Genomic DNA, 12874 nt, shown 5'->3' with positions numbered 1-12874 from the left:
TGGTTTCTGCCATGCCTGGCAGTGCCGGGCATGGAGGCAAGAGAAACGTCTGCAGGTAAGCAATACACGGAGCGTGCCAGCTTGGAAATGAACGCAGGATCAATGATTTGGCTGCAGGCAGCGGGCGCTGCGGGACCTGGCGGTGTTACCCGACGTTCAATTTCGCGACACCGGTCTCAGTCTGAGACAGCCCTTGCCAGGCCCAAAGAGCTCGCCGAGCGCACCGGCCGGCGTGCTGTACCTGTGATTTTCTTTTTGATTGGATCTTGCATTTATCCACCGCCACCGCAAAATCACGCGGTTTTGTTCGCCCTGCTGTCCAGGGCGTTCTGCTCGTCCCCCCATTAAAAGGAACCACACGTTCATGGATAGAAGCGCCAGTGCCCGTCTCGGCTCGCTGATCCTCTCGTTGTCTGCTCTGACCCTGGTCGGATGCAAGGAAGAATCCAGTCCCAAGAGCGCAGCCGTCGCCCCGGCTCCCGCTCCGGCCGCCATGGTGATGCCGATCTGCGCCAATGGCGAATGCGCGGTTCTCGACCAGAACGGTGCGGTGCTGGTCAGCGCCGACAACGACTACGATGCCGTGGTCGCCCTGCCCCTGGACAAGAGCTTCCTGTTCGCCAAGGACGGTACCTGGAACCTGGCCAGCGCCGACGGCAAGCAGCTCCTGCAGACCGCCTTCACTGACGACCTGCGCCTGTTGACGCCCGGCTACTTCGGCTTCGGCCAGGACGGCAAGCTGGGCATCATCGACCAGAATGGCAAGCAGGTTCAGCCCCCACGCTTCGACGACCTGTACGTGGGCGGCAAGGATGACTTCATCGTCTACGAAGTGGGCGGCAAGCGCGGCATTCTCAGTGCCAGCGGCCAAGTGGTCACCGAAGCGCTGTATGACAGCAGCGTGGTGCGCGACGACTTCGCCAAGCGCGGCTGGTGGATGACCGCCGAGCGCGGCAATGAAAAATGGGCGCTGAACCTCAAGACCGGCGAGCAGAAAAAAGTCGACTTCGACAGCATCGACAGCGCCGCCAACCAGCACCTGGTGGTCAACACCGAACAGGGTAAGGCCCTGGCCGACGCCCAGGCGCAACTGGTCAGCGCTGCCACCTACAACTGGATCGGCGTACCCGGTGACGGCCTGGTGGCCTTCCGGGAAAAATACGACAGCCCCTGCGGCTACATGGATTTCCAGGGCAAGACGGTGATCCAGGCCCAGTTCGGCAAATGTGAAGTGTTCGGCAAACAGGGCGCCCTGGTCAGTGCCAAGGACGCCGACGGCTCATCCGGCAAGGCCGGGCTGATCGACCGCCAGGGCCAGTGGACGCTTCAACCGACCTACGACTCGGCAGACCCCGCAGGCTTCAGCCCCCTGGGCATGTTCAGGCCGGTGACCGGGCTGAATCAGGTGGCCGTGCTGCAGAACGCCTTCAGCGCCACCTTCGGCATCTTCGATGTGGACAAGGGCGTCGAGCTGTTCAAGCCGACCTACCGGCAGATCGGCGCGCTCAATGCCGACCTGTTCATTTTCAGCAACGCCGACAGCCCGACCAAGCAGGCCACCCTGTTCGGCCAGGCCACCCAGGTGCCGACCGTGGGCCTGATGGACGCCAATGGCAAGGTACTGCTGGAGCCGGGCGAGTACGTCGACATCCGCCTGGATGCCAGCGGTCACTACCTGCTGGCCAGCGATGACACCTCGAACCTGGCCACCTCGGCGCTGTACGACCTCAAGGGCAAGCGCCTGATCGCCGGCAAGTGGCAGGAACTGGTGGTGGACGAAACCCGCGGCGCGATCTTCGGTTTTGCCGTGGAAGGCCTGGGCGACGACCAGACCCGCAGCCTCAAGGCCCTGTACCGCCTGGATGGCACGCCTAGCTTCCAGGTCAGCCAGACGCAGTGCGGTGCCGAGCAGGTACGTGACGGCCAGGACAAGGTGCTGTGGCCGACCAACCCCCAGGACTATTGCCCACAGGACGACGAGGATGTGGATAACGGCGCCCAGGCCGAAGACCAGGACGACAATCAGCCTGGCTGATCGCCGTCGGTAACGGGTCGGATGGCTGGATCAAGCCTGCCAGGGTTTGTCGCCCTGTGGTGACAAGCTCTAGAATGCGAGCTTGATCGATTCAGCCATACGGCCCGGATGGGGCCCGCAAGGAACTGTCCCATGCTCAAAGCTCTGCTCTTCGACCTCGACGGCACCCTCACCGATACCGATGCCCTGCACCTGCTGGCCCTGCAACAGCTACTGCAGGAAGAAGACGGCCGGGTGTTCACCCAGGAAGCCTTCCAGGCCCATGTCAGTGGCCAGGCCAACGCCAGCATGTGCCGCTACCTGTTCCCCGACCGCAGCGTGGCCGAACATGAGGCCTTCGCCGAGCGCAAGGAAGAGCGCTTTCGCCAACTGTCCCCGCAACTCAAGCCATTGCCCGGTCTGCTGCGCCTGCTGGACTTTGCTGCCGAGCACAAGATTGGCGTGTGCGTGGTGACCAATGCGCCTCGGGCCAACGCCGAGCACATGCTCAAGGTGCTGGGCCTGCAGGAGCGTTTTCAGACGGTCCTGGTGGCCGAGGAACTGCCCCGGGCCAAGCCCGACCCCCTGCCCTACCTCAGCGGCCTGGAATCCCTGCAAGCCACGGCCGCTCAGGCCCTGGCCTTCGAGGACTCGGTCCCCGGGCTGACCGCCGCGGTCAAGGCCGGCATCTGCACCTTCGGCCTGGCCACCAGCCAGCAACCTCAAACCCTGCTGAGTGCCGGAGCCCATCGGGTGATCCAGGACTTTGACGACCCGCAGCTGTGGGCCGAGATTCACCGCCGCCTCAATCTGGGGTGAATGGCCGGGCGCCACGAAGCCGGGCGCCCATAAAGGCACGGAGCATGGATCCATTGTTGAACGGCATATCGCTGGAGCGTGCAGCGCAACGATTGGCGCGGGCCAAGCAGAGCGGAAGCTACAGCTAGGAAATACAGTTGGGCACTGCAGCAGATGGGAACTGCGGCCAGGAAATGACCGGTCGGAAATGAGAAGCAGGAAAAAGCAGGAAGGAAAAAGTGCTCGCCCATCACTTCGGCCGTGGTACTGAGGCCGAAGTACCCCCTTTGGCTGGGCGAGCAGAGGGGAATATACGCGGGCGCTGGGGACGGTCCTATCGGACAGATCCTAAAACTCGGTGCGATCTGGACAAATGACTTTAGGCTTTTTCCTCAGCACGAGCTTTTTTTCACAGGCCTTTCACCTTGCCTCCCTTAGATTGATTGCCACTCCTGAACACATCCCATTTGGCCCGCCCACCGCGGGCTTTTTTTGCCCGGGCATCCGGCGGCCGGCACTACAGGGTGTAGTGCTGGCCGCCCGAGTCACTCAGCGAGTCGCGGGCTCCAGGACGGATTCCGGAGCGGGAGTGAATGTCAGCACTCGCTCCGGATAAAACCGCGCCGCGGCATTGATCACCGCCTGCACCGAAGCGGTGACGATGTTGGCGTGACACCCGGCGCCAAAACGTGAGCCGGCAACCCCGGGCCACGCCGCTTCAACAATAGCCAGCGCCTGGGCGTCGGCTCCCGCTCCCAGGTTGCGCTCTTCAAAACTGTCGATGCGCAGCGGCAAGCCCAGGGCGGCCAAGGTCGCGGCGATAGGTCCGTTGCCCACCCCCCGCAAGCACAGGTCCTGGCTCCCGGGCGTGGCGATGCGCAATTCGATGCCTTGCCCCTCGGCGGCATCGAACAATCGGTGACCCAGATACACCAGGCTCGCCGTCCCCTCTCCAAGCGTCAGGTAAGTGCGCTGGAACAACCCCCATAACGCCTCACTGCTCAACTCGGCATCACTGGCATCGGCCAGCTTCTGCACAATGGCGCTGAACTCGATCTGCATGCGCCGGGGCATGACGATGCCGTGGTCGCGCTGCAGCAGGAAAGCGATCCCGCCTTTGCCGGACTGGCTGTTGACTCGCACGATGCTGTCGTAGGTCCGCCCCAGGTCCTGAGGATCGATGGGCAGGTAGGGCACCTCCCAGAAACCATCGGCCGACTGGGCGGCAAAGCCTTTGGCGATGGCGTCCTGGTGCGAGCCGGAAAAGGCGGTGAACACCAGATCGCCGACATAGGGGTGGCGCGGATGGATCGGCAGCGCCGTGCACTCCTCGGCGACTCGGGCCACCGCCGCGATATCGGAGAAGTCCAGCCCGGGGCTGATGCCCTGGGTATAGAGATTCAGGGCCAGGGTCACCAGGTCCAGGTTGCCACTGCGTTCGCCATTGCCGAACAGGCAACCCTCCACCCGCTGGGCGCCCGCCAGCAGCGCCTGTTCGGCACAGGCCACGCCGGTACCCCGGTCGTTGTGCGGGTGCACCGACAGCGTCACCTGGTCACGGCGCTCCAGGCGCTTGTGCATCCATTCGATCTGGTCGGCAAAGACGTTGGCCGTGGCCACTTCGACGGTGGTCGGCAGGTTGATGATGATCGGGCGCCCCGGGCCGGCGTCCCAGGTGCGGATCGCGGTGTTGCACATGCGCAGAGACACCTCGAGCTCCGCCATGCAGAACGTTTCGGGGGAGTACTGCAGCACCCACTCGGTTTCCGGGTGCTGCTCGGTCAAGTCGCGCAACAGCCTTACATGACGCTCGACCAGGGCCTCGACCTCCGCCACCGCAAGCCCGAACACCACGCGCCGCCAGACCGGGGCGATGGCGTTGTACAGATGGACGATGACCCGGCGCGCGCCCTGCACACTGCGTACGGTTTCGCGGATCAGGTCCTCGCGCAGTTGGGTCATCACCATCGGTGTGACATCGACGGGAATCCGCTGCTGCTCCACCAGCTCGCGAACCACCTCGAAATCGGTGCGCGAAGCGGCGGGGAATCCCACTTCGATTTCCTTGAAGCCCAGGCGCACCAGTTCCTCGAACAGGCGCAGCTTGCGCTCGCGATTCATCGGCTCGAACAACGCCTGGTTGCCATCGCGCAGGTCGGTGGACAGCCAGATCGGAGCCTGGGTGAGGGTGCGTGAAGGCCACTGGCGCGAGTCCAGGTCCACGGGGGCAAAGGCACGATATTTGGTATGGGGATGGGTGAGCATACTGACCTCGAAAGCACAATGGAGAACGCGACGGATCTCCCCTGCTTTCATCGTGGAAAGCGCATCGAGGCCGGAGTCTGGGGGAGATCAGCCTGGGTGCCCGCTTCCTCGCAGCACCGGCAGACCCCGGCCGTAAGGCAGGGGTAGCGCTAGTAGCAGGGTCAGGAACCGGGGATTCATGGGCTATGGCAACCGTCTGGGAAAGAGGAGTGGCTTGCAGTCTAGGCGGCGGCCATCTGAATGTAATGCGCTAAACACCCTTTGATTATCGTGAAATGGACATTTGCACTTATGATGGGCGCCCCAATGATCCCTTCCGGTCCGGAGGCGCTGCGCCGCATGTCCGATCTGCTTGTTGTCTCGTCCATCGACTGCCTGTCCATGCCGGTCACCAGCATCGCCGTGGATTACCCCAACGGCCATGAAATACCGGCCCACAGTCATCCCCGCTCACAGTTGGCCTACGCCATCGAAGGCGTGCTGGTGATCGACACCGAGTCCGGACGCTGGGTGGTGCCGCCCAGTCGCGGGGTGTGGTTGCAGGCGGGCGTCGAGCATCGGGTGCGCATGCGCGGCGCGGTGCGCATGCGCAGCCTGTTCATCAACGTCGATGCCATAGCCGGCCTGCCCGAGCATGACTGCGTGATCGAGGTCTCGCCGTTGCTGCGCGAGCTGATCCTGGCCGCCGCCCAGGTCGGCACGCAGTATGCGCCGGACAGCCGCGACGGCCGCCTGATGCGCTTGATCCTTGATGAGATGCGCTCGCTGCCGGTGCTGCCGTTCAGCCTGCCCTGGCCCCATGAACCGCGCATGCTGCGGGTGTGCCAGGCGCTGGCGGACGACCCGGCGGACAACCGCACCGCCGAGCAATGGAGCGACTGCCTGGCCATGAGCGCCAAGACCTTCCATCGCCAGTTCCAGCGCCACACCGGCATCACCTTCGGGCGCTGGCGCCAGCAGGCGCGGTTGCTGATGTCCCTGGAGTGCCTGGCCGAGGGCATGCCGGTGGTGCAAGTGGCGCTGCAGCACGGCTACGACAGCCAGAGCGCCTTCGCCGCGGCCTTCAAGCGCCAGTTCGGCACGCCACCTTCGGAGTTCTACCGCTGAAGGCTCAGGTCCGGCGCAGCAGCAACCCGGCCACCACGCACAACAGCATGGCCAGCCCCGCCAGCAGGAAGGCATCGCTGTAGGCCAGCAGCAGGGCGTCGCGGTGCAGCACCTTGTCCACCATGCCCAGGGCCTGCTGGCGCAGGGGCGCCAGCGCCGCCGAGTGCAGGGCCGTGGCGTACTCCAGCGGTGCCTGGGCCAGCAGGCGCACCAGTTCCACCAAGCGCTCCTGGGTGGCCTGGGCGAACAGGTTGATGGATTCACCGATGCGCTGGGCATGGAGTTTCTCGCGCTCCACCACGATCTGGCTGGAGAGCGCGATACCGATCGCCCCGCCCACGTTGCGCACCATGGAGAACAGCCCGGAAGCCGAACCCACCTGGTCCTTTTCCAGCCCCTGGATCGCCATCACCCCCAGTGCCACCACGACCAGCGACTGGCCGATACCGCGCACCACCAACGACGGCACGATGACATTCACCGAGGCATCGGGGTTGAGGTGGATATTCATCAGGCAGCCGATACCGGTGATGGCGAACCCGGCAATGATGATGGTGCGGGCGCTGCTCCAGCGCATCAGGCGCGGGGTGGCGAAGGACATGACGAACTGGATCAGGCCGTAGGGGATCATCATCAAACCGATCTGCCGGGCGTTGTAGCCGTGGATCTGGGCAAAGTAGTTGGGCACCAGGAACACCACGCCGAACACCACCGCACCGAAGGTGAATTGCATCAGGCTGGCGATGCCGAAGTTGTAGCGGCCCAAGAGGCGCAGGTTGATCAGCGGCTGCTCGCGGCGCAGTTCGATGGCCACGAAGGCCAGCAGGCCGAACGTCGCCAGGATCGCGCAATTGATGATGAAGCTTGAGGCGAACCAGTCATGGCGGCCGCCCTCCTCCAGCATGATCTGCAACGCCGAGAGGCCCACGGCCATGCTGGCGATGCCGCCCCAGTCACCCTGGCGCAACTTTGCCAGGACCATGGGCTGGGGTCGCACCGACCAGCCGATCGCCGCCAGCAGCAACAGCCCCGGCGGCACTTGCAGGTAGAAGATCCAGCGCCACGAATAGGCATCGGTGAGCCAGCCGCCCAGGGACGGCCCCGCGGCCTGGGCGACATTGTTGGCCACGGCGAACAGGGCCATGCCCATGGGATGCCGGACCGCCGGCAGCTCGGTGACGATCAACTGGAACGACAAGGGAATCAGCACCCCGCCAAAGGCCCCTTGCAGCACCCGGGCGAAGATCAGGCTGTGGATAGTCGGCGCCAGGGAGCAGGCAATGGAAAAGAGCACGAAACCGGCGGTGCCGACCATCAGCACCCGGCGCATGGAGAACACCGAAACCAGCCAGCCGGTCATGGGAATGATGATGATCTCCGCCACCAGGTAGGCGGTGGTGATCCACGACCCCTCCTCGAAAGTCGCCCCCAGGGAGCCGCGCACGTCCGGCAGGGAAGCGTTGGTCACGTGCACGTTCATCCCGGCCATGAAGCAGCCCACCACGCTGCCCAGTACCGCCACCCAGGTGCGCAGGGAAATCCCCGGCGCGGCGGCCTCGCCGGTGGTTTCCGGTAGGGCCTGGGCACTAGTCATGACGGGTATCCACAGTCACCACCACCGACATCCCGGGGCGAAGCTGCGCCTGTCGCGGCTGCCCCGGATCGAGACGGATGCGCACCGGCATGCGCTGCACGATCTTGGTGAAGTTACCGGTGGCATTGTCCGCCGGCAGCAGGGCAAATTCCGCGCCGGAGGCCGGGGCGAAGCTCTCCACCCGGCCCTGCAGCATATGGCCGCCCAGGGCGTCGACCTCGACCCGCGCCAGCTGCCCGGGGCGCATGCCGTCGACCTGGGTTTCCTTGTAGTTGGCCACCACATAGGCGTCCTCCGGCACCACCGCCAGCAGTGGCGCGCCGACTTCGACGTACTGCCCCAGGCGCAGGCGGCGCTGGCCGGCAATCCCGTCCACCGGGCTGCGGATCAGGGTCCGCGCCAGATCGATGCGGGCCAGTTGCCGCTGGGCCGTGACCCGGGCCACGCCCGCTTCGAGCTTGTCCAGTTGCGCCCGGGCGCTTTGCTGCTCGGTATCGAGCACCTGCACTTCCTGGCGCCGCGCTGCCAGGGTGGCGCGGGCCGCACCCAGCGCGGCATCGGCCTGACGCGCCAGGGCCGCGGCATTTTCCAGTTGCTGCACGCTGCTGACCTGCTGGCTGGCCAGATGTTGCTGTCGCCGTCCTTCCTGGCCGGCCCGTTGCGCCTCGGCCTCGGCGGCGCCGACCCGGGCCTGAGCCTCGGCGATCAGGCTCTGCTGCTGTTGCTGGCGGGCCGCCAGATTGGCCAGCCGCGCCAGCCCGGCACGCTGTTCGGCCTGGGCTTCTCGCAGCGCCGCCTCGGCCTGTTCGACCCGGGCCCGGTAGTCGCTGTCGTCGATTCGCGCCAACAGGTCGCCAGCCTTGAGCGGCTGGTTGTCCTGGACCTCGACCGCCGCCAGGTAGCCGGCGACCCGTGGCGCGATGGTGACGATGTCCGAACGCAGGTAGGCGTCGTCGGTCTCCACCAGGAAACGCCCGCTGAACCACCAGTGCAGGCACCAGGCCAGGATCAGCAACAACACCAACGCCAGCCCGGCATAACCGAGGAAGCGACGGCGGGTGACGGCTTGCGCCGGGGAAGGGGGAACAGGGGTCTGGGTCATTGCAGAGGCTCGTTGGAAGTTCGCAGGAAAGGGTGGGCCGCCGCCCGACTCGGCGACGGCAGGACAATCGGCGGTGCGCTGCGCCAGCCACCGCCCAGGGCCTTGAACACCAGCACCTGGGTATCGATGACGGCGGCATCGGCCTGTGCCGCAGCGGCCCGGGTGCGCACGTCGGTGCGCTGGGCATCGAGGTAATCCAGGGCCGTGGAGGCTCCGGCCGCCCTGGCCAGCCCGGCCAGGCGCAGGGCCTGGTGGTCGCGCTCGGCCGCCAGGTGCAGGGCGCCCTGGCGCTGCAACGCGGCCTGATAGTCGCTCAAGGCTTGCTGCTGTTCCTTCAAGGCAGCCAGGATGCTGCGATCGAAATCCGCCAGCGCCGCGCTTTCCCCGGCGTCGGCCTGGGCGATGCGCGCACGCGCGGCATTGAGGTTGGGGAAGCTCCAGGACAGCAGCGGCCCCAGTTGCCACACCGAAGCGTCACGGTCATCGAAACCCGAGGGGTGGTGCGCCGAGGTGTAGACCCCGGCCCCCAGGCTGACCCGCGGATAGAGGTCGGCCCGGGCCACGCCGATGCGCGCCGTGGCCGCCGCCAGCCGGCGCTCGGCCTGGCTCACATCGGGACGTCGGCGCAGCATGGCCAGGGCATCGCTCTGGGGCATGGGCGAACCCAGGGTCGGGGCCTGGCGACAGGCCTGGGCCGCCGCCGGCGCATCGCCCGGTGGCCGCCCGAGCAAGACTGCCAGTTCGGCCAGGGCCCGCTGCCGCCCGGCCTGCAGCGGCGGCAGGCTGGCCTGCACCTGGCCCACCAGGCCTTCGGCGCGCACCACATCCAGGGTCACCGCGGCGCCGGCCTGATACAGCCGGGCGCTCAGGGCCCGGCCCTGTTCCACCAGCGCCAGGGACTCGCCGGCCACCTGCAGGCGCTGGCCGTAGCTGCAGGCCTGCAACCAGGCGCGGGTGGTTTCCGCAGCCACCACCACCCGCAGGCCATCTTCGGCAGCCCGGGCCGCCTCGGCATCGGCCCGGGCGGCATCGGCCAGGCCATGCAGGCGGCCGAACAGGTCGGCCTCCCACTGCACATCCAGGCCGAGCCCATAACGGCTGCCGGTGCGGATGCGCTGACTGTCCTGCAAAGCAGCTTCCAACTGGTCGTCGGCGCTACTGCCGTAGCCGGCCCGGGCCGTCACCTGGGTGGAAGGCTGGCGCAGGGTATCGGTTTCGCGCAGCAGTGCCCGGGCCTGCAGCAGGTTGGCCGCGGCCATCCGCAGGTCGCGGTTCTGGCTCAGGGCTTCCTGGACCGCGGCATTCAGCCCAGGGTCACGGTAGAGCTGCCACCACTGGTCGAGCCCCTGCTCGGTGGCTGCATCCAGGTGACTCACGGGCAGGGGCACAGTGCTGCCGGGTGGCCGTTCCGGCCCCAGGGTGCAACCGGCCAACAGGGCGCACAGGGCCCATGCAGGCCTTGGGTAAATGGGCATGGGAAGTACTCACGGATTCGAAGCGCCTACTGTAGGAAGGCCAGCTGGCGACCGTCTAACGAGGATTTCTTTTCGATTGTCGCAAAATGGTCAAATTTCATCCCCAGCCCCCTCCTTCAGGCCCGTGCCCGCGGCCTCAGGCTGTCGGCCAGCTGAACGAACTCGCACTGGCTCTACGGCGCTCCAGCACCGTGGATACAATTTGAAACTTCTCCCCCCACTCCGCCGATCGATCGCCATGACCGAAGACTTCGAAGTGCCCAGCCCCCACGAAAAGCACGTGGAACACCTGGCCGAACACGCTCACGCCCGCAGTGACAATTTCGCCAGCAAGATCGCGGTGATGACGGCGATCATGGCCACCCTGGGAGCACTCTTGAGCTACCAGGCCGGTTCCTCGGAAAGCCTCGCGGCCATGGACAAGAACAACGCCGCGATGAAAAAGACCGAAGCCGCCAACCAGTGGAGCTACTACCAGGCCAAGTCCAGCCGGCAGAACCTGGCGGAGCTGGCGACCCACATTCCCGGAGTCGATGCCGCGCACTACGGCATCGAGGCCCAGCGCTACCAGAAGGAAAAGGACGCCGTGCGCCTCAAGGCCGAGGCCCTGGAAGCCGAGGCCCGGGACTGGGACGAGCAATCGGCAGCTGCGCTGCACCAGCACCACCGTTGGGCCCAGGCGATGATGGCGATCCAGATCGCCATTTCGATGGCGGCCATCACCCTGCTGACCCGCAAGGAATGGCTGAAGAAGCTCGCCTATGGCGCGGCCGGGGGCAGCGTGCTGCTGGGCTCCCTGGCCTGGCTGCACCTCTAGAAAACCCAGTGGGGTAGCGCCCGGGCCCGCGAGCCGGTGCGTCTCTTGAATCTCATCGGGCTGTCGCAGTTTGCGAAAAGCCATCGCCGCACCCGCCTCGGCAGTGCGCCCAAGCCCCCGCAATACCGAGGCCACGTGGCCTCGGCGAAACTGGCATAGCCATTGCGAAAGCCCCGGCCTCACCTACAACAAGAGGCTTCGTCATGGCTATTGCTCCCCTGCTCGCCGCCACCACGGCATTTATCCAGCGCGCCCCGCGCATGTTGATCGGCGCCCACTGGGTCGAGGCCAGCGATGGCCAGACCATGCCCCTGCGCAACCCCGCCACCGGCGAACAACTGTGCCTGGTGCCCCGGGCCACGGTGGACGACGTGAACCGCGCGGTATTGGCCGCCCGCCAGGCCTTCGACGACTCGCCCTGGACCCGCACCCGGCCACGGGAGCGGCAGAACCTGCTGTGGAAACTCGCCGACCTGATGCAGCGCGACGCCGAGCTGCTGGCCCAGCTCGAATGCCTGAACAACGGCAAGAGCGCCGCCGTGGCCCAGGCCATGGACGTGCAACTGTCCATCGACTTCCTGCGCTACATGGCCGGCTGGGCCACCAAGATCGAAGGGGCCAGCGTCGAGGTTTCGCTGCCGCTGATGCCGGACGATCAGTTCCACAGTTTCATTCGCCGCGAGGCAGTGGGCGTCGTGGGGGCCATCGTCGCCTGGAACTTCCCCTTGCTGCTGGCCTGCTGGAAGCTCGGCCCGGCCCTGGCCACCGGCTGCACGGTGGTGCTCAAACCCGCCGATGAGACCCCGCTCAGCGCCTTGAAGCTGGCGGAACTGGTGCAGGAGGCCGGCTACCCCGAAGGCGTGTTCAACGTGGTCACCGGTACCGGCATCACCGCCGGCTCAGCCCTGACCCACAACCCCCTGGTGGACAAGCTGACCTTCACCGGCTCCACTGCGGTGGGCAAGGAAATCGGCAAGATCGCCATGGATTCCATGACCCGTGTGACCCTGGAACTGGGCGGCAAGTCACCGACCATCGTCATGGCCGACGCCGACCTCGGCAACGCCGCGGCCGGTGCCGCCAGCGCGATCTTTTTCAACCAGGGCCAGGTGTGCTGCGCCGGCTCCCGGCTCTATGTGCAGCGCAAGCATTTCGACAATGTGGTGGCCGATATCGCCGGCATCGCCAATGCCATGAAACTCGGCAACGGCCTGGACGCCAGCGTCGAAATGGGCCCGCTGATCTCCGCCCGCCAGCAGGAGCGGGTCTGGCGCTACATCGAGATGGGCCGGGAAAGCGGCGCCACCATCGCCTGTGGCGGCGAACAGTTCGGCCCGGGCTACTTCGTCAAGCCGACGGTGATCGTCGATGTCGATCAGCAGCATTCCCTGGTCCAGGAAGAGATTTTCGGCCCGGTGCTGGTGGCCATCCCCTTCGACGACGAGGCCGATGCCCTGCGCATGGCCAACGACAGCCCCTACGGGCTGGGGGCGAGCATCTGGTCCAACGACCTGGCGGCGGTGCACCGAATGATCCCGCGAATCAAGTCCGGCTCGGTCTGGGTCAACTGCCACAGCGCCCTGGATCCGGCGCTGCCGTTCGGCGGCTACAAGATGTCCGGGGTCGGCCGGGAGATGGGCCATGCGGCGATCGAACACTACACCGAACTGAAATCGGTGCTGATCAAGCTCTGACCCGAACA

General features: G+C 66.1%; 9 protein-coding genes. 5 read left to right on the top strand and 4 right to left on the bottom strand.

Annotation, left to right across the window (positions count from 1 at the left end; genetic code table 11):
* The first annotated feature begins 364 nt into the window (after nucleotides 1–364).
* Complete coding sequence (locus U873_RS0100120) at nucleotides 365–2035, top strand: WG repeat-containing protein (RefSeq protein WP_025126296.1); 1671 nt, start codon at nucleotides 365–367, stop codon at nucleotides 2033–2035.
* 132 nt (nucleotides 2036–2167) lie between these two features.
* Complete coding sequence (locus U873_RS0100115; RefSeq protein WP_025126295.1) at nucleotides 2168–2833, top strand: HAD family phosphatase; 666 nt, start codon at nucleotides 2168–2170, stop codon at nucleotides 2831–2833.
* A gap of 528 nt (nucleotides 2834–3361) precedes the next feature.
* On the opposite strand, the gene U873_RS0100110 is transcribed toward U873_RS0100115, so the two are convergent.
* On the bottom strand, nucleotides 3362–5077 hold the full coding sequence (locus U873_RS0100110; RefSeq protein WP_025126294.1) for a 2-isopropylmalate synthase: 1716 nt from the start codon (nucleotides 5075–5077) through the stop codon (nucleotides 3362–3364).
* 339 nt (nucleotides 5078–5416) lie between these two features.
* Between U873_RS0100110 and U873_RS0100105 the strand changes: the two genes are divergently transcribed.
* Entirely contained in the window at nucleotides 5417–6184 is a 768-nt protein-coding gene (locus U873_RS0100105) for a helix-turn-helix domain-containing protein (RefSeq protein WP_029978011.1), read from the top strand.
* Between the two features lie 4 nt (nucleotides 6185–6188).
* Here U873_RS0100105 and U873_RS0100100 read toward each other — a convergent pair whose 3' ends face one another.
* Genes U873_RS0100100 through U873_RS0100090 form a run of 3 tightly spaced genes read right to left on the bottom strand, consistent with a single transcriptional unit; the run spans nucleotide 6189 to nucleotide 10355 of the window.
* Nucleotides 6189–7778 (bottom strand): DHA2 family efflux MFS transporter permease subunit, encoded by a 1590-nt coding sequence (locus U873_RS0100100; protein ID WP_025126292.1) that lies wholly within the window; start codon nucleotides 7776–7778, stop codon nucleotides 6189–6191.
* A complete protein-coding gene (locus U873_RS0100095) occupies nucleotides 7771–8880 on the bottom strand; it encodes an HlyD family secretion protein (RefSeq protein ID WP_025126291.1) in 1110 nt (369 codons plus the stop codon). The genes U873_RS0100100 and U873_RS0100095 overlap by 8 nt, the downstream gene beginning before the upstream one ends.
* Nucleotides 8877–10355, bottom strand: coding sequence for an efflux transporter outer membrane subunit (locus tag U873_RS0100090; RefSeq protein ID WP_025126290.1), 1479 nt, complete (start codon nucleotides 10353–10355; stop codon nucleotides 8877–8879). Before U873_RS0100090 ends, U873_RS0100095 begins: the two co-directional genes overlap by 4 nt.
* Nucleotides 10356–10593: 238 nt before the next feature.
* Here U873_RS0100090 and U873_RS0100085 point away from each other — a divergent pair, with 238 nt between their 5' ends.
* Together U873_RS0100085 and U873_RS0100080 are read left to right on the top strand one after the other, a co-directional pair.
* Nucleotides 10594–11172, top strand: a complete 579-nt coding sequence (locus U873_RS0100085) for a DUF4337 domain-containing protein (protein ID WP_025126289.1) — start codon at nucleotides 10594–10596, stop codon at nucleotides 11170–11172.
* Nucleotides 11173–11375: 203 nt separating this feature from the next.
* On the top strand, nucleotides 11376–12866 hold the full coding sequence (locus U873_RS0100080; RefSeq protein WP_025126288.1) for an aldehyde dehydrogenase: 1491 nt from the start codon (nucleotides 11376–11378) through the stop codon (nucleotides 12864–12866).
* Nucleotides 12867–12874 lie beyond the last annotated feature (8 nt).

Origin of the sequence: Pseudomonas sp. PH1b (genome assembly GCF_000633395.1) — a bacterium.
Taxonomy (GTDB): Bacteria; Pseudomonadota; Gammaproteobacteria; order Pseudomonadales; family Pseudomonadaceae; genus Aquipseudomonas.
The sequence above is the reverse complement of the archived record's forward strand: the minus strand, read 5'-3'. Positions and strand labels throughout refer to the sequence as shown.